Annotated in this window: 18 protein-coding genes; 3 read left to right on the top strand and 15 right to left on the bottom strand. The window is 72.3% G+C overall.

Annotation, left to right across the window (positions count from 1 at the left end; genetic code table 11):
• Positions 1–7 precede the first annotated feature (7 nt).
• From AOM07_RS10700 to AOM07_RS10685, 4 genes are read right to left on the bottom strand one after another with little or no spacing between them, the layout of a single operon-like run.
• Positions 8–766 carry an isoprenyl transferase gene (locus tag AOM07_RS10700; RefSeq protein ID WP_062313651.1) on the bottom strand — a complete coding sequence of 253 codons (759 nt, stop codon included), beginning with the start codon at positions 764–766 and terminating at the stop codon, positions 8–10.
• 10 nt (positions 767–776) lie between these two features.
• On the bottom strand, positions 777–1,445 hold the full coding sequence (locus tag AOM07_RS10695) for an HAD family hydrolase (protein ID WP_062313649.1): 669 nt from the start codon (positions 1,443–1,445) through the stop codon (positions 777–779).
• Positions 1,442–2,179, bottom strand: coding sequence for a DNA repair protein RecO (gene recO, locus AOM07_RS10690; RefSeq protein WP_062313647.1), 738 nt, complete (start codon positions 2,177–2,179; stop codon positions 1,442–1,444). Before recO ends, AOM07_RS10695 begins: the two co-directional genes overlap by 4 nt.
• 19 nt (positions 2,180–2,198) lie before the next feature.
• Positions 2,199–2,852, bottom strand: coding sequence for a TetR/AcrR family transcriptional regulator (locus AOM07_RS10685; protein ID WP_228374440.1), 654 nt, complete (start codon positions 2,850–2,852; stop codon positions 2,199–2,201).
• A 118-nt stretch (positions 2,853–2,970) separates the two neighbouring features.
• Between AOM07_RS10685 and AOM07_RS10680 the strand changes: the two genes are divergently transcribed.
• Together AOM07_RS10680 and AOM07_RS10675 are read left to right on the top strand one after the other, a co-directional pair.
• Entirely contained in the window at positions 2,971–4,062 is a 1,092-nt protein-coding gene (locus AOM07_RS10680) for an NAD(P)-dependent alcohol dehydrogenase (RefSeq protein WP_228374439.1), read from the top strand.
• A gap of 39 nt (positions 4,063–4,101) precedes the next feature.
• Positions 4,102–4,845: a DUF4386 domain-containing protein gene (locus AOM07_RS10675; protein WP_062313643.1), complete on the top strand. Its 744-nt coding sequence runs from the start codon at positions 4,102–4,104 to the stop codon at positions 4,843–4,845.
• 87 nt (positions 4,846–4,932) lie between these two features.
• On the opposite strand, the gene AOM07_RS10670 is transcribed toward AOM07_RS10675, so the two are convergent.
• Together AOM07_RS10670 and leuA are read right to left on the bottom strand one after the other, a co-directional pair.
• Positions 4,933–5,460 carry a hypothetical protein gene (locus AOM07_RS10670; RefSeq protein WP_062313641.1) on the bottom strand — a complete coding sequence of 176 codons (528 nt, stop codon included), beginning with the start codon at positions 5,458–5,460 and terminating at the stop codon, positions 4,933–4,935.
• Complete coding sequence (gene leuA, locus AOM07_RS10665; RefSeq protein ID WP_062313639.1) at positions 5,457–7,202, bottom strand: 2-isopropylmalate synthase; 1,746 nt, start codon at positions 7,200–7,202, stop codon at positions 5,457–5,459. The genes AOM07_RS10670 and leuA overlap by 4 nt, the downstream gene beginning before the upstream one ends.
• 353 nt (positions 7,203–7,555) lie before the next feature.
• Here leuA and AOM07_RS14760 point away from each other — a divergent pair, with 353 nt between their 5' ends.
• Positions 7,556–7,723, top strand: a complete 168-nt coding sequence (locus tag AOM07_RS14760) for a hypothetical protein (RefSeq protein ID WP_156165576.1) — start codon at positions 7,556–7,558, stop codon at positions 7,721–7,723.
• A 118-nt stretch (positions 7,724–7,841) separates the two neighbouring features.
• Here AOM07_RS14760 and era read toward each other — a convergent pair whose 3' ends face one another.
• From era to hrcA, 9 genes are all read right to left on the bottom strand, one after another.
• Positions 7,842–8,744: a GTPase Era gene (gene era, locus AOM07_RS10660; RefSeq protein ID WP_062313636.1), complete on the bottom strand. Its 903-nt coding sequence runs from the start codon at positions 8,742–8,744 to the stop codon at positions 7,842–7,844.
• Complete coding sequence (locus AOM07_RS10655) at positions 8,737–10,053, bottom strand: hemolysin family protein (RefSeq protein WP_062313634.1); 1,317 nt, start codon at positions 10,051–10,053, stop codon at positions 8,737–8,739. The genes era and AOM07_RS10655 overlap by 8 nt, the downstream gene beginning before the upstream one ends.
• A gap of 71 nt (positions 10,054–10,124) precedes the next feature.
• A complete protein-coding gene (locus AOM07_RS10650; protein WP_062313632.1) occupies positions 10,125–10,787 on the bottom strand; it encodes an NADase-type glycan-binding domain-containing protein in 663 nt (220 codons plus the stop codon).
• A gap of 33 nt (positions 10,788–10,820) precedes the next feature.
• Complete coding sequence (gene ybeY, locus AOM07_RS10645; protein WP_062313630.1) at positions 10,821–11,270, bottom strand: rRNA maturation RNase YbeY; 450 nt, start codon at positions 11,268–11,270, stop codon at positions 10,821–10,823.
• A complete protein-coding gene (locus AOM07_RS10640; RefSeq protein ID WP_082101491.1) occupies positions 11,267–12,271 on the bottom strand; it encodes a PhoH family protein in 1,005 nt (334 codons plus the stop codon). Before AOM07_RS10640 ends, ybeY begins: the two co-directional genes overlap by 4 nt.
• Before the next feature lie 38 nt (positions 12,272–12,309).
• Complete coding sequence (locus tag AOM07_RS10635; RefSeq protein ID WP_062313626.1) at positions 12,310–12,651, bottom strand: histidine triad nucleotide-binding protein; 342 nt, start codon at positions 12,649–12,651, stop codon at positions 12,310–12,312.
• Positions 12,648–13,421, bottom strand: coding sequence for a 16S rRNA (uracil(1498)-N(3))-methyltransferase (locus tag AOM07_RS10630; RefSeq protein ID WP_062313624.1), 774 nt, complete (start codon positions 13,419–13,421; stop codon positions 12,648–12,650). The genes AOM07_RS10635 and AOM07_RS10630 overlap by 4 nt, the downstream gene beginning before the upstream one ends.
• A gap of 2 nt (positions 13,422–13,423) precedes the next feature.
• Positions 13,424–14,557 carry a molecular chaperone DnaJ gene (gene dnaJ, locus AOM07_RS10625; RefSeq protein ID WP_062313622.1) on the bottom strand — a complete coding sequence of 378 codons (1,134 nt, stop codon included), beginning with the start codon at positions 14,555–14,557 and terminating at the stop codon, positions 13,424–13,426.
• Positions 14,558–15,565, bottom strand: coding sequence for a heat-inducible transcriptional repressor HrcA (hrcA, locus tag AOM07_RS10620; RefSeq protein WP_062313620.1), 1,008 nt, complete (start codon positions 15,563–15,565; stop codon positions 14,558–14,560). It abuts the gene before it with no gap.
• Positions 15,566–15,735 lie beyond the last annotated feature (170 nt).

The raw sequence follows: 15,735 nt of genomic DNA, 5'->3' as shown, positions 1-15,735 counted from the left end.
CCGCCGGCTACGCCGCGCCGAAGCGGCGGTTGCGCCGCGCGTACTCCTCGATCGCGGCCCACAGGTGCGTGCGGTCGACGTCGGGCCACAGGGTGTCGCTGAAGACGTACTCCGCATAGGCGGCCTGCCACGGCAGAAAGTTGCTCGACCGCTGCTCGCCGCTCGAGCGCCAGAAGAGGTCGACGTCGGGCATGTCGGGCTCGTCGAGGTGCGCCGCGAGCGTCTTCTCGGTCACCTTGGAGGGGTCCAGCTCCCCCGCCGCGACCCTGAGCGCGATGGCCTTGGCAGCATCGGCGATCTCGGCGCGGCCGCCGTAGTTCACGCACATGGTGAGGGTCAGCACGTCGTTGTCCCGGGTGAGCTCCTCGGCCTTCTCGAGCTCCGTGATGACGGACTTCCACAGCTTGGGACGGCGGCCGGCCCAGCGCACGCGCACGCCCCACGAGTGCATCTCGTCGCGGCGGCGGCGGATCACGTCGCGGTTGAAGCCCATGAGGAAGCGCACCTCGTCGGGACTGCGCTTCCAGTTCTCGGTGCTGAACGCGTACGCGCTGATGTGCTTGACGCCGATCTCGATGCCGCCGGCGACCACGTCGAGCAGCGAGGCCTCGCCGCGCTCGTGGCCCGCGGTGCGCGGCAGCCCGCGCTCCTTCGCCCAGCGGCCGTTGCCGTCCATGACGACGGCGACGTGGTGCGGGACCGCCGCGGCGGGCAGGTCGGGAGGCGTCGCACCGTCGGCGTGCGGGAAGGGGCGCTCGAAGGTCACGCCGGTCAGCCTATCGGCGGGACGATGCGGCGGCCGCCCACGCCTCGATCTCACCGTAGAGCGCCGGGAGCGCCGGCGCGGCCATGGTGACGAGGTGCGCGACGGCGGCAGCCCCCGGTCCGACCGCGGCGGTGTCCGCGCCCAGGCGCGCCGCGGGCTCGAGGTCGTACGCGTAGATGTCGCCGACGGACAGCACCGGGCCGCCGGTCAGCGCGTCGGCGACGATCGCGGGCATCCCGTCAGGCTTGCCCGCGGAGCACAGGACGCGGTCGAGGTGGGGCGCGGCGCCGAGCACGCCGAGCGCCTCGTCGATCCGGATGGGTGGCGAGTTGGTGACCAGGACGAGCTCGGCGTGCTCGGCGAGGCGTGCGAGGAAGTCCCCCAGCCCCGGCGGGGCCGCGATGGGCGCGTCCGGGCCCGCGAGGAGCGCGCGGCTGCGCACGTAGCCCTCCTGCAACGCGTCGGGTGCGACCCCGAGGCTCAGCGCCGTGTGCTGGACCGCGTGGTAGCCGTCCCGGAAGCCGCCCTCCCCCGCCTCGTGGCTCGCGAGGGCGGCCGCGTAGGCGTCGTGCGCGCCCGGGACACCCGCGGCCTCCGCGACGCACGCGGCGTAGGCGTGCAGCGGCCCGTCGCCGAGCGCGAGGGTGCCGTCGAAGTCGAAGATGACCGTGGGCGTCATGCACCGCTCCTGTCGACGTGGCCGAGGCTGCGGACCTTGCGCTCGAGGTGGAACTGCGCGAAGGCCGCGATGAGGCCCGCGGCCTCCTTGCGGTGGCGCCCGTCGGAGACGTCCGCGGTCCCCCAGTCGCCCGAGAGCAGCGCCTCGAGCAGGGAGAAGGTCTCGGGGGCGGGCGCGGCCGCACCCGGCGGCCGGCAGGACTCGCAGACCGCGCCGCCCTCGCCCACCACGAACGCGCGGTGCGGCCCCTCGCGGCCGCAGCTCGCGCAGTCGTGGAAGCTCGCCTCGTAGCCCGCGTGCGCGAGCGAACGGAGCAGGAAGCTGTCGAGCACGAGGCCCGGCTCGTGGTCGCGGCGGCTCAGCGCGCCGAGCGCGCCGTGGAGCAGGCGGTACTGCTCCCACGCGGGCTCGCGCTCGTGGTCGACCAGCTTGTCGGCCGTCTCGACCATCGCGGTGGCGGCCGTGTACATCCCGTAGTCCTCGGCGATGCGTCGCGCGTACGGCTCCTTGGTCTCCACCTGGCTCACGATGTCGAGGTTGCGGCCCTCGTACAGCTGGACGTCGACGAGCATGAACGGCTCCATGCGGGACCCGATCCGGCTCGAGGTGCGGCGCACGCCCTTCGCGACCGCCCGGACCTTGCCGTGGCGCCGCGTGAGCATCGTGACGATGCGGTCGGCCTCGCCCAGCTTGTGGGTGCGGAGGACGATCGCGTCGTCTCGGTAGAGGGGCACCGGACCATTCTCCCGCGCGTCAGGCGGGCTCCTGGCCCGCCGCGCGCGAGAGCCCGTCGAGCAGCAGGTCCAGCCCGTAGTCGAACGAGTCCCCGAAGTTGAAGTCGGGCTGCATCGCGTGCTCCATCGCGAAGCGCGTCATCATCGGATAGGCGCCCGGATCGAAGGCCGCGGCGATCTCCTCCGCCAGCTCCGCATCCTCGTCGCCGCGCTGCACCGCGAGGTTGGCCTCCTGCATCGCGAATCCGTAGACGAAGCTGTCGAGCACCGCGTAGGCGTGCGCCACGAGCGGCAGCGGCATCCCGGCGCGGTCGAGGGTGACCAGCACGGACTCATGGTGCGCGAGCAGCTCGGGGCCCGGGTGGTGCCGGGACTCGAGCAGCGGCACGGACCAGGGATGACGGCCGAGGACCTCGCGGGCCGAGCGGCAGCGCACCCGCAGGGCCTCCTGCCACGGGAGGTCCACGGGCGGCTTGGCGATCTCGGAGAACACGACGTCGACCATGCCGTCGAGCAGCGCCTCCTTGCCGTCGACGTGGTGGTAGATCGTCATCGGCTTGGTGCCGAGCTCGTCCGCGAGCTTGCGGATCGTGAGCGCCTCGATCCCGTCGCGGTCGGCGAGATCCATCGCGGCGTCGAGGATCCGCTCGCGCGACAGTCGCGGCTTGCGCACATCCTGCCTGGTATCCGACATTCTTGCCTCCAGCCCTTGCGGTTCGTACTAAGTACGTCTAGCGTCGAGTGTAGCAAGTCGTACTAAGTACGAATGCTTGACACACGGGGAGGAAACCATGAACGCCAGCACCACCGCCCAGGCCGCAGCCGCCGCCTCGGCCGCCACCATCGCCGCCGCCGCTTCCGCGAGCGACGCCATGTCCATCACCGAGGGGGACACCACCATGCGCGCAGCCGTCCAGCGCCGCTACGCCGGCCCGGAGGAGATCCACCTCGACAGCGTGCCGGTTCCGCAGCCCGGCGACGGCGAGGTCCTCGTCGAGGTCCACGCCGCGGGCGTCGACCGCGGCGTGTGGCACCTCGCCACGGGCCGGCCGCTCGTGATCCGCGCGATCGGCTTCGGCCTGCGCCGTCCCAAGCAGCCCGTCCAGGGCTCGGACCTCGCCGGCGTCGTCTCCGCCGTGGGCGCCGGGGTCACCCGGTTCGCCGTGGGCGACGAGGTGTTCGGCACCGCCGACGGCTCGTTCGCCCAGTTCGCGATCGCCAAGGAGGAGCGGCTCGCGCTCAAGCCCGAGGCTGCGGGGATCGCCGACGCCGCCGCCATGCCCGTGTCCGCGGTCACCGCGCTCCAGGCGGTCCAGGACTGCGCCAAGGTCGAGGCCGGCCAGCGCGTGCTGATCCTGGGCGCGTCGGGTGGCGTCGGCTCGTTCGCGGTGCAGATCGCCGTCGCGGCGGGGGCCCACGTCACCGGCGTCGCGAGCGCCGCGAAGGCCGAGCTCGTGCTCGAGCTGGGCGCGGAGCGCGTCATCGACTACCGGACCACCGAGGTGACCGAGCTCGACGAGTCCTTCGACGTGATCATCGACGCGGGCAGCCTCACCTCGCTGCGCCGCCTGCGCCGCATCCTGTCCCCCACCGGCACGCTCGTCATGGTCGGAGGCGAGGGAGGCGACGCCCTGGTGGGCGGCAGCGGCCGCACCCTGTGGGCGCCGCTCGTCTCGCTGTTCACCTCGCAGCGCCTCATGGGCTTCGTGTCCGCCACGACCACGGAGCGCCTCGAGCGCGTGCGGGACCTCGTCGACGCCGGCAGCGTCCGCGCTGCGGTCAGCCGCACGTACCCGCTCGAGCGTGCCGGCGACGCCGTCACCGACCTGGCCGCGGGCATCGTCTCCGGCAAGGCCGTCGTCCTCGTCCGCGACGCTCGCTGAGCGCGTCTCCACCGCATCGTCCCGACAGGAGAACCCGTCATGAACGTCACCACCGACCTCTCGCCCCGATCCGCCGCGCGCCTCGCCGGCATCGGCTACATCGCCATCGTGCTCCTCGCCATGGGCGCGAACTTCCTGGTCCGCAACCAGCTCGTCGTGCTCGACGACCCGGCGGCGACCATGGCCAACATCGCCGAGAACGAGACCACGTTCCGGTTCGGCATCGCAGGCTTCGCCGCGATCGCGATGATCGACATCGGCATCGCGTGGGCCCTGCACGTCCTGCTGCGCGGCACGGGCGAGCGTCGCTCGCTGCTCGCCGCATGGCTCCGCCTGGCCTACACGGTCGCGTTCATCCCCGCGATCACGTTCATGTACCTCGCCCTGCAGCTCGCGGTCGGCGGCGACATCGTCGCGGGCCTCGACGCCGGTCAGCGCGAGGCCTGGACCGGGCTCGCGATGGAGGCCTTCGACATCACGTGGCTGCTCGCGCTCGTGGCGTTCGGCCTGCACCTGATGGTCCTCGGCCGCATCCTCGTCGCGTCGCGCATCGGGCCCCGCGCGCTGGGCTACGGCCTGGGGATCGCGGGCGTCGCGTACATCGCGGACACCTTCGCCCACCTCCTGCTCGCCAACTACGCCGACTTCGGCGGGGCGTTCCTCGCGATCGTCGCCACCGCGTCGATCGTCACGGAGGTGTGGTTCACCGTCTGGCTCCTCACGCGTGCACCGCGCGCGGTGGCGGCCCTCCCCGGCCGGGAGCCGGACCTGGTCACGGCCTGAGCCGTGCCCGCACCGCCCCGTCGTGCCCTTCCGGGCGCGGCGGGGCTTCGTGCGTCGGGCGCGGGTCGGCCGCCCGGCAGGCGCGGGTCAGGCGCCGCCGGTCTCCGACGAGGCCGGCTCGCTGAAGACGAGCACCTCGACGTCCGCGCCCGCGAGCGCGGACTCGACCTCGTCGTCCGTCGGGTCGTCCGACAGCTCGCCGATGACGGACACGGGGTCCTTGAGCGCGAGCACCGCGGACACCACGGCGCCGTCGGTGGTGTCGCCGACGAGGATCGCGCGGCACGCGCTCGCCTCGGCATCCGTCACCGTGTCGTCCCAGCACAGCGCCGCGCTCACGTCCTCGGCACCGGAGTTGTCGGCGAGCAGCAGCTCGAGGACCGCATCCGCGGTCGCGAGCAGCCCCGCGTCGGGGGCACCCGTCCAGCACTCGATGACGGCCTCGTCGTCGTCCGACTCGATGCCGGCCATCTGCACCGTGTCAGCGCACTCGACCTTCTCGAGACCCAGGCCCGAGAGGTCGGAGAGCTCGGTGTCCGGGATCGAGGACCCGCAGGCGGACAGCGTCGCCGCGACCAGGGCGGCCGCGGCGACTCCGGCCGGGCGACGGATCATCGTCCCTCGCGGTTGACGGCCGAGATGATCGCCTTGAGCGACGCGGTGGTGATCGACGGGTCGATGCCGACGCCCCAGAGGATCTCGTCGCCGATCGCGCACTCGACGTACGCGGCGGCGGTGGCGTCGCCGCCGGTGCTCATCGCGTGCTCATGGTAGTCGAGGACCTCGACCTTGACGCCCCGGGTGCCGAGCGCTGCCACGAAGGCCGCGACCGGGCCGTTGCCCGAGCCCTCGATGGTCATCGGGGTGCCGCCGTCGGTGATGTCCGCCGCGAGCGTGTCCGGGCCGGTCTCGCTCGACGTGCCGCGGGTGCCGACCAGGGCGATGCGGCCCCAGGTGCGCGCGGGGTCCGCGGCCGGGAGGTACTCGTCCTCGAAGATCTGCCACAGCGAGTCCGCGGTCATCTCGGCGCCGGAGGCGTCGGCGGCGCGCTGGACCACGCGGGAGAACTCGATCTGGAGGCGGCGCGGCAGGTCGAGATGACGCTCCGTCTTGAGCAGGTACGCGACGCCGCCCTTGCCGGACTGCGAGTTCACGCGGATGACGGCCTCGTACGAGCGGCCGACGTCCCTGGGGTCGATCGGCAGGTACGGGACGGCCCACAGCAGGTCGTCGACCGCGACGCCCTGCTTCTCGGCCTTCGCGTCCATGGCCTCGAGGCCCTTCTTGATCGCGTCCTGGTGCGAGCCGGAGAACGCGGTGAAGACGAGGTCCCCGCCCCACGGGTGGCGCGGGTGCACGTCGAGCTGGTTGCAGTACTCGACGGTGCGGCGCACCTCGTCGATGTCGGAGAAGTCGATCTCGGGGTCGATGCCCTGGCTGAAGAGGTTCATGCCCAGCGTGACGAGGTCGACGTTGCCGGTGCGCTCGCCGTTGCCGAACAGGCAGCCCTCGATGCGGTCCGCGCCGGCCATGTAGCCCAGCTCCGCCGCCGCGATCGCGGTGCCGCGGTCGTTGTGCGGGTGCAGGGACAGCACGACGCTGTCGCGGTAGTCGAGGTTGCGGTTCATCCACTCGATCGAGTCGGCGTAGACGTTGGGCGTCGCCATCTCCACCGTCGCCGGCAGGTTGATGATGACCTTGCGGTCCGGGGTCGGCTTCCACACGTCGAGCACGGCGTTGCACACGCGGACGGCGTACGCGAGCTCGGTGCCCGTGTACGACTCGGGGCTGTACTCGTAGAAGATCCGGGTGTCCGGGATGGACTCCTCGTACTTCTGGCAGAGCATCGCGCCGTGGGTGGCGATGTCGAGCACCTCGTCCTCGTCCGCGCGGAAGACGACCTCGCGCTGGAGGATGGACGTCGAGTTGTACAGGTGGACGATCGCCTGCTTGGCACCCTTGAGCGACTCGTAGGTGCGCTCGATGAGGTGCTCGCGTGCCTGCGTCAGGACCTGGATCGTGACGTCGTCGGGGATCCGGTCCTCCTCGATGAGCTGCCGGACGAAGTCGAAGTCAGTCTGGCTCGCGCTCGGGAAGCCGACCTCGATCTCCTTGTAGCCCATGCGGACGAGGAGCTCGAACATCCGCATCTTGCGCTCGGCGTTCATGGGCTCGATGAGGGCCTGGTTGCCGTCGCGCAGGTCGACCGCGCACCAGCGCGGCGCCTTGGTGATGCGGTTGCCCGGCCAGGTCCGGTCCGGCAGCTCGACCTCGATCTGCCGATCGAACGGGACGTACTTCTTGATGGGCATCGGTGACGCGGTCTGGGCGCCGCCGGTGTAGTGCTCGCTGATCATGAGGGAATCCTTAGCTGTGTCGCTGTCCTGTGAGCCGGCACACGAACCGCCGCGACGAGGATCCGGCCTGTTCTAGGCCTCGTCGCGGCAGCTAAGGAGCAGCGAGCGTGCACGCATGCGTCCACCATAGCCGATGTACGATGCGCGCCCTCCCCCGGCTCGCAAGCTCTCCCGCCAGCCCGCACGTCGGACCATCCGCTGAGCGGTCCTGCGCACGTGCCGTTTCCAGCACGCTCGTCGGATCGAGGCGCGATCGATCCGCCATCCACACCCACCCTTGCCGTTCGTACTAAGTACGACTACAGTGGACAGCACTAGACGTACTTAGTACGAAACCGATGAGGAGAGTCCCCATGCCCGACCAGACCGCCACCGAGCCGACCGCCACCGCGACCGCCTCCGCCAAGAAGGAGCACCCCTTCTGGGCCGTCCCGACCGTCCTCGCGATCATCCTGCTGAGCAGCGGCGGCTTCGTCCTGCTGCTCGCTCAGGCGCTCAAGATCCTGTCCTCGATCCAGTAGCCGGGAGGCACGCCGTCGACTTCCAATGACACATGTGAGCGTTGCGGCGCGTGGGAGCCGTGCGACCGTCCCAACCTTCGCGCGCGACAACCCTCGTCCCCATTGTCATTGGGAATCGCTAGAACCCCAGGCGGCCCAGCTGCTTGGGGTCGCGCTGCCAGTCCTTCGCGACCTTGACGTGCAGGTCCAGGTAGACCTTCCGGCCCAGCAGGTGTTCGATGCCGGCCCGCGCGGTCGCTCCGACCTCCTTGAGCCGCGACCCGCCCTTGCCGATGATGATGCCCTTCTGCGAGTCGCGCTCCACGAACACGTGGGCGCGGATCTCCAGCACGGGCCGATGCGCGTCCTCGGAGTCGGGCTCGACCATCTCCTCGATCACCACGGCGATCGAGTGCGGCAGCTCGTCGCGCACGCCCTCGAGCGCCGCCTCGCGGATGAGCTCCGCGATGCGCACGTCCTCGGGCTCGTCCGTGAGCTCGCCCTCGGGGTACAGCGCGGGCCCCTCGGGCAGGTACTTCGCGAGCACGTCGACGAGCGTGCCCATCTGGATGTCCTTGACCGAGCTCACCGGGACGATCTCGGCCCACTCCCCCAGCTGCGACACGTCGAGCAGGTGCGCCGCGACGCGCTCGCGCGACACCTTGTCGACCTTGGTGACGATCGCGACGACGGGACGTCGCGCATCGGCGAGCTCGCGCGCGATCCACTTGTCGCCGGGGCCCACCTTCTCGTCGGCGGGCAGGCAGAAGCCGATGACGTCGACCTCGGAGAGGGTCTCGCGCACGAGGTCGTTGAGGCGCTCGCCCAGCAGCGTGCGGGGACGATGCAGGCCGGGCGTGTCCACGATCACCAGCTGAGCCTCTGGCCGGTTCACGATGCCGCGGATCGCGCGGCGCGTCGTCTGGGGACGCGACGACATGATCGCGACCTTGTCCCCCACCAGCGCGTTCATCAGGGTCGACTTGCCGGCGTTGGGCCTGCCCACGAACGCCGCGAAGCCGGATCGGTGGTTCTCAGTCATCGTCCTCGTCCTTCCGGCCGCGCCTGCGCGGCACCGTCTCGTTCTCGCTCGTGCCGGGCGCCGCATCGTCCACCTCGGCGCGCATCGCGATCACCGACACCAGCGTGCGCCTGCGGCCCTCCGCGCGCTCGGCGAACAGCTCGATCCCGTGCGCGGTCGCGCGCGAGCCGGGGATCGGCACCTTGCCCAGCGCCTTGGCGAGCAGCCCGGCGACCGTCTCGACGTCCTCGTCGTCGATCTCGACGTCGAACAGCTCGGCCAGCTCGTCGAGCCCGCAGCGGGCGGGCAACCGGTAGCGGCCGTCGCCCAGGTCCTCCACCTCGGGCATCCAGCGGTCGTGCTCGTCGACCACCTCGCCCACGATCTCCTCGAGCGCGTCCTCGATGGTCACCACGCCGGCGACGCCGCCGAACTCGTCGACCACGACGGCCATGTGGAACACCTCGTCCTGCATGCGCCGCAGCAGGTCGTCGGCGGGCACCGACTCGGGCACGAAGACCGCCTCGCGCAGCAGCCCGTCGATGGGCTCCTCGAGCCGCTCGGGGTGATCCCACGTCGCCCGCACCACGTCCTTGAGGTAGAGCACGCCGACCGTGTCGTCGACCTCGCCGCGGATCACGGGCACGCGCGAGAAGCCGGAGCGCATGAACAGCACCATCGCCTTGCGCGCGGGCGTCCCCGCCTGGATCGTGACCATGTCGGTGCGCGGCACCATGACCTCGCGCGTGAGCGTGTCGCCCAGGCCGACCACGGAGCGGAGCAGCTCGGCGTCCTCCTCCTCGAGCGCCTCGCCGGCCTGCTCGACGAGGTCCTCGGGCTCCGAGAGCTCGCGGATCCGCAGCGCGGGCACGACCGCGCGGATGGGCGTGGTCAGGCGGATCAGCGTCCACGCGAGCGGCGCCAGCGCACGGATGGCGGTCTCGGGTGCGCGGCGGGCCGCGGCGCGCGGCCACGCGCGCACGACCACCAGCGCGAGGAACGTCGCGACCGCCCACGCGAGGATCAGTGTCGGCCCGGTCTCCCAGCCGAGCGCGTCGCCGAGCGCGAGCGCGAGCACGGTCCAGGCCACGGTCGCGACGGCCTCGAGGGACGCGTACGCGACGGACGAGGCGTTGTCGGCGTGGTCCGGCAGCGCCGCGAGCCGCGCGGCGCGCGTCGGGACGCCGTCGGGCCGCAGCTGGCCCGCCATGCGGCGCTCGTCCGCGTAGGGGATCTGCTCGAAGGCAGCGACGACGGCATGGAGGGCCGCGGCACCCGCGAGCCCCGCGACCACGACCGCCACGAGCAGGCTGATGGCGGTCTCTGTCACGCGTGCCGTCCCATGGGAAGCCAGACTAGTCGCAGCCGGTCCACCTCGCGGGCGCGTGCGCCCGCCGCGGGCTACGCGGGCTTGCCGATGATCTCGACGTCGGAGATCGCGATGAAGTCCCGGGTCGCCTCGGGGTCCTCGGTGCCGCAGTAGTAGAGATCCGTGATCCGCACCCAGTCGACGGTGCCGGCGACCGGGATCGACTGCATCGTGCGGTCCTCCGTGTCGAGCTCGATGCTCCACGCGGAGCCGTCGGAGAGCTCGAACGTCGCCCAGCACAGGCGGTGGTTCTGGAGGTAGCGGTCCGTGCCGCTCGAGGCGTCCACCTTGGCGTAGCCGTTGACGAGGCCCACGCGCGACAGCGTCATCGGCGCGTCGAACGCCACGAGGAGGTAGTCGTCGCCCGACCAGTCCTCCGCGGACTTTCGCCACGCCGTGTCCGGGTCGCCGTCCGCGATGTTCATCGGGTCGTACGACACCGCGTTGCCGGCGGCGTCGGTCGACTCGTCCGCGGTCTGCGTCGCCGAGATCGTGTAGCCGACGCCTGACGCGAAGACGTCTCCCGACTCCGCCGCGGCGGGCGCCAGCGTGGGCGACGGCACGGCCTCCGCGGCGGCCGTCGGCTCCGCCGTGACGGTCACCGTCACCACGGGCTGCGGCTCGCCGCTGCATCCCGCCAGCAGCAGCGCGGACATGGCCATGGCCAGCGCGGTGGCCCCCCTCGGCGCGATCATGCCCGGCACCCTACACGGGGTGCCGCAACCGCCCTACCGCGACGCGAGGAACGTGAGGAGGAGGTTCCGCTGGAGCGCGAACATCTCCTTCTCCTCCTCCGGCTCGACGTGGTCGTAGCCGAGCAGGTGGAGGATCCCGTGCGTGGTGAGGAGGAGCATCTCCTCCTCCGCGCTGTGACCGGCGGACGCCGCCTGACGCTTGGCGACCGACGGGCACACGACGATGTCGCCCAGCAGCCCGGCCGGGGTGGGCTCCTCGGGCGTGCCCGGCCGCAGCTCGTCCATGGGGAAGCTGAGCACGTCGGTGGGTCCGGGCTCGTCCATCCACTGGAGGTGGAGCTGCTCCATCGCCTCCTCGTCGACGAACATGATCGCGAGCTCCGCGCCCTCGGCGACGTGCATCTGGCCCAGCACGTAGCGCCCGAGCTCCGCGAACTCGACCTCGTCGATGCTCGCGTCGGTCTCGTTGTTGACCTCGATCACTGGCGCTCCTCCCGGTCGAACCGGCGGCGCTGGCCGGTGGGGCGCGGGCCGCGGCCCTCGTCCTTCTCGTCGTTCTCCGCGTACGCGGTGATGATGTCGCTCACGAGGCGGTGGCGGACCACGTCCTGCGCGCCGAGGTGGCAGAACGCGATGTCCTCGACCCCGGAGAGGATCTCGGACGCGGCGCGCAGGCCGGACCGGGTGCCGCCGGGCAGGTCGACCTGCGTGACGTCGCCCGTCACGACCATCGTGGTGCCGAAGCCCAGTCGCGTGAGGAACATCTTCATCTGCTCACGCGTGGTGTTCTGCGCCTCGTCGAGGATGACGAACGCGTCGTTGAGCGTGCGTCCGCGCATGTACGCGAGCGGCGCCACCTCGATGGTCCCGGCCTCCATGAGGCGCGGGATCGACTCGGGGTCGACCATGTCGTGCAGCGCGTCGTACAGCGGCCGCAGGTACGGATCGATCTTCTCGCTGAGCGAGCCGGGCAGGAAGCCCAGGCGCTCGCCCGCCTCGACGGCCGGGCGGGTGAGGACGATGCGGTTGACCCGCTTGGCCTGCAGCGCCGCCACCGCCTGCGCCATCGCGAGGTACGTCTTGCCGGTGCCCGCGGGGCCGATGCCGAACGTGACGGTGTGGCTCTCGATCGCGTGCACGTACGAGGCCTGGCCCTGCGTCTTGGGACGGATGGTGCGGCCTCGCGTCGACAGGATCGACCGGCTCAGCACGCCCGCGGGACGCTCGGCCACGGCGGTCGTGCCGCCCGTCGAAGGTCCGGTGGAGCGCAGCATCCGCACGGACTCGCGCGCGACCTCGGGGGTCAGCGGCACACCCGCGCCGAGCACGTCGCGCAGCTCCTCGACCGCGGAGGCCGCGGCGTCCACGTCGTCCTCGTCGCCCGTCAAGGTGATGCGGTTGCCGCGCACGAGGATGTCGACCGCGGGGAACGCCCGCTCGACCTCCCGGAGCACGCCGTCGCCCGAGCCGAGCAGGTCGGGCATCCGCGCCGCGTCGTCGACGACCACCACCCGGGTCACGCTCACGCGTCCCACCCCAGGGCGCCGCCGTTCATGATGTGGCCGTGCACGTGAAACACGGTCTGGCCCGCAGCGGGGCCGGTGTTGAAGATGAGGCGGTACTCGCCGCCGCACTCGTCGTCCGCGATCTGCTGAGCCACCTGCGCCATCTCCGCGAGGACCTCGGGGATCTCGCGCGCGGCCGCGGCGATGTTGGGGACGTGCTGCTTCGATGCGACGAGCACGTGCACCGGCGCCTTGGGCGCGATGTCGCGGAACGCGATGACGTTGTCGGTCTCGACGACCTTCGTCGACGGGATCTCCCCCGCGACGATCTTGCAGAAGATGCAGTCCGTGGTGCTCATCCCCCTAGCGTAGTGACCGGCCCGCCCCAATGACCGCGCAGGGCAGCGAGGGCCGCGAGCGCGGCAGGACCGGCCGACGAGGCGCGCAGCACGTGCGGCCCGAGCACGACCGCCTCGGCGCCGGCGGCGACGAGCGCCTCGACCTCCGCGTCGGAGATCCCGCCCTCGGGGCCGACGACAAGCCACACGGGCGTGTCGGCGTCGGCCCAGGTCAGGCCCGCGATCGGCGTCGCCACGGCCTCGTGCAGCACGAGCACCCGCGCGCCGGAGGCGACCGCCTCCCCCACCCGTGCCGCGAGCTGGCGGGTGGTCACCGCATCGTCCACGGCCGGGACGATCGCGCGGCGGCTCTGCTTGGCGGCGGCGAGCGCGAGCGACGCCCACTTCTCCCGCCCCTTGGCGGCCTTGGGGCCGCGCCACTGCACGATGGCGCGGTCCGACGCCCACGGGACGATGCGCGTGGCACCGAGCTCGACCGCCGCCTCGACGGCCTGCTCGTCGCGCCCGCCCTTCGCGAGCGCCTGCACCAGCGTGACGTCCGGGTCGCGGTCGCGGCTCACCGCGTCGATCCGGACCTCCATCCACCGGTCGCCCGTGGCGGCGATGAGGCCGCCCGCCCGCGCGCCGGCGCCGTCCACGACGTCCACGCGCTCGCCGACCTGGCGGCGCTGGACGGTGACGGCGTGGCGCGCCTCGTCCCCCTCGACCCGCACGAGGTCGCCCACGGCCGCCGTGGCCGCCGCGGGGTCGACGAAGACGGGCGCGGTCACCGCTAGCGGCCCTTGAGCGCGTCCTTGAGGCGCGAGAACACGCCGCCGCCGATGGGCGCGAGGCGGGCCTCGGGGGCCTGCTCGCCGCGCAGCTCCGCGAGCTGGCGCAGCAGCTCCGTCTGCTCGTCGGTGAGCTCGGTGGGCGTGACGACGTCGAGGTGCACGTAGAGGTCGCCGCGGCCCGCGCGCTGCAGGCGCCCGACGCCGAGGCCCTTGAGCCTCACGGTCGAGCCCGCGTGGGTGCCCGGACGGACGTCCACCTCCTGCTCGCCGTCGAACGTGTCCACGCCGATGACCGTGCCGAGCGCGGCCGCCGTCATGGGCACCTCGAGGTTGCAGTGCAGGTCGTCGCCGCGGCGCTCGAAGACCGCGTGCTGGCGCTCGCGGATCTCGATGTAGAGGTCGCCCTTCTGGCCGCCCGCGATGCCCGCGTCTCCCTGACCCGTCATGCGGATGCGGGTGCCGGTCTCGACGCCCGCGGGGATGTCGACGCTCACGGTGTGGCGCGAGTGGGTCCGGCCCTGGCCGGAGCAGTCGCCGCACGGCGTCTCGATGGTCGAGCCGTAGCCGCCGCAGGTGGGGCACGGCGCGGTGGTCATCACCTGGCCGAGCAGCGAGCGGGCGACGCGCTGGACCGCGCCGGTGCCGTTGCACTGGCGGCAGGTCTGCGGCTCGGTGCCCGGCGCGCAGCACGAGCCGTGGCACGTGGTGCAGACGTCGGCGAGGTCCACCTGGATCTCGCGGGTGACGCCGAACACGGCCTCCTCGAGCGTGACCTCGGTGTGGACCAGCGTGTCGCCGCCGCGCTGGACGCGCGACGCGGGGCCGCGCTGCTGCGCGCCGAACGGGCCGGCGCCTCCGCCGAAGAACGTCTCGAAGATGTCCTCGAAGCCGAAGCCCTGCGGGCCGCCGGCGCCGCCGGAGGCCGCGCGGGGGTCGACGCCGCGGTCGTACTGGGCGCGCTTGTCGGCGTGGCCGAGCACGTCGTACGCGGCGGCCACCTCCTTGAACCGCTCCTCGCCCTCCGCACCCGCGACGTCGGGGTGCAACTCGCGCGCGAGCTTGCGGTACGCCTTCTTGATCTCCGCCTCGGAGGCGTCTCGAGAGACGCCCAGGACGGCGTAGTAGTCCTTCACCTAGAGCTCCACCACTTTCGACAGATAGCGGGCGACGGCGCGTACGGCGGCCATCGTCCCCGGATAGTCCATGCGTGTCGGTCCGAGAGCGCCCACGAGTGAGGCGGCGTCGCGGCCGTAGGCCGCGGCGACGATCGAGGTGCGCGAGAGCGCCTCGTGGTGCGTCTCCGCGCCGATGCGAACCGTGACATCGTCCCCCTCGGCCGCCATCTCGTGCAACAGGCGCAGCAGCACCACCTGCTCCTCGAGCGCGTCCAGCACGGGCGCGATGGTGTCCGCCTCGAGGCCGGATCCCGCGCGTGCCAGGTTGGACGCACCCGCGAACACGACCCGCTCGACGGTGCCGCCGCGCGCGGCGGTCACCACGAAGTCGGCGACGGCCCCCGCCCACGGCACCTGGTCGGGTGCGGCGGCCCACATGGTGAGCGCCGCCTCCAGCCGGGCGCCGGTGAGCCCCTCCGCCGTGGCGTTGACCTCGCGCACCGTGCGCTCGAACGCCTCGTCCGAGGTGGCCTCGCCCAGCGAGATGGTGCGCTGGTCGACGCGCGCGTCCGCGGACACCACGACGATCAGCGCGTGCTCGGCGCCCATGCGCACCAGCTCGATCCGGCGCACCGCGGACTCCCGCAGCGACGGGTACTGGACCACGGCGACCTGGCGGGTGAGCTGGCTGAGCAGCCGTACGGACCGCTCGACGACGTCGTTGAGGTCGACGGCGTCGGACAGGAACGTGCCGATGGCGCGCTTGTGCGCGTCGGGCAGCGCCGCCGCGGCGAGCTGGTCCACGAACGAGCGGTAGCCCAGGTCCGTGGGGATGCGCCCCGCGGAGGTGTGGGGCTGCGCGATGAGCCCCTCCTCCTCGAGGATCGCCATGTCGTTGCGGATGGTCGCGGAGGAGACACCCAGCGTGCGCGCCTCCGCGAGGGCCTTCGACCCCACGGGCTCGTGGGTGGACACGTAGTCCTCCACGATCGCGCGGAGCACGGCGCGGCGACGTTCCTCGCTCACGTTCCCTCCTGGCACTCGAACTCGACGAGTGCTAATCCTATCGCGGCCTCCGGACGCCTCTCCGGGGTGGTCCCGGCGTGCCGGGACGCGCCCGCGGATGCACGCCCTAGCGGGCCCTTCTCGTGAGAGTGTGAGGTGCGTGGGCGCCTCACGCGCCCCGCCCAGGTCCG

The organism is Demequina rhizosphaerae, from assembly GCF_000971255.1.
Taxonomy (GTDB): domain Bacteria; phylum Actinomycetota; class Actinomycetes; order Actinomycetales; family Demequinaceae; genus Demequina; species Demequina rhizosphaerae.
Note: the sequence above shows the minus strand (reverse complement) of the source record. Positions and strands in the feature narration are given on the sequence as shown.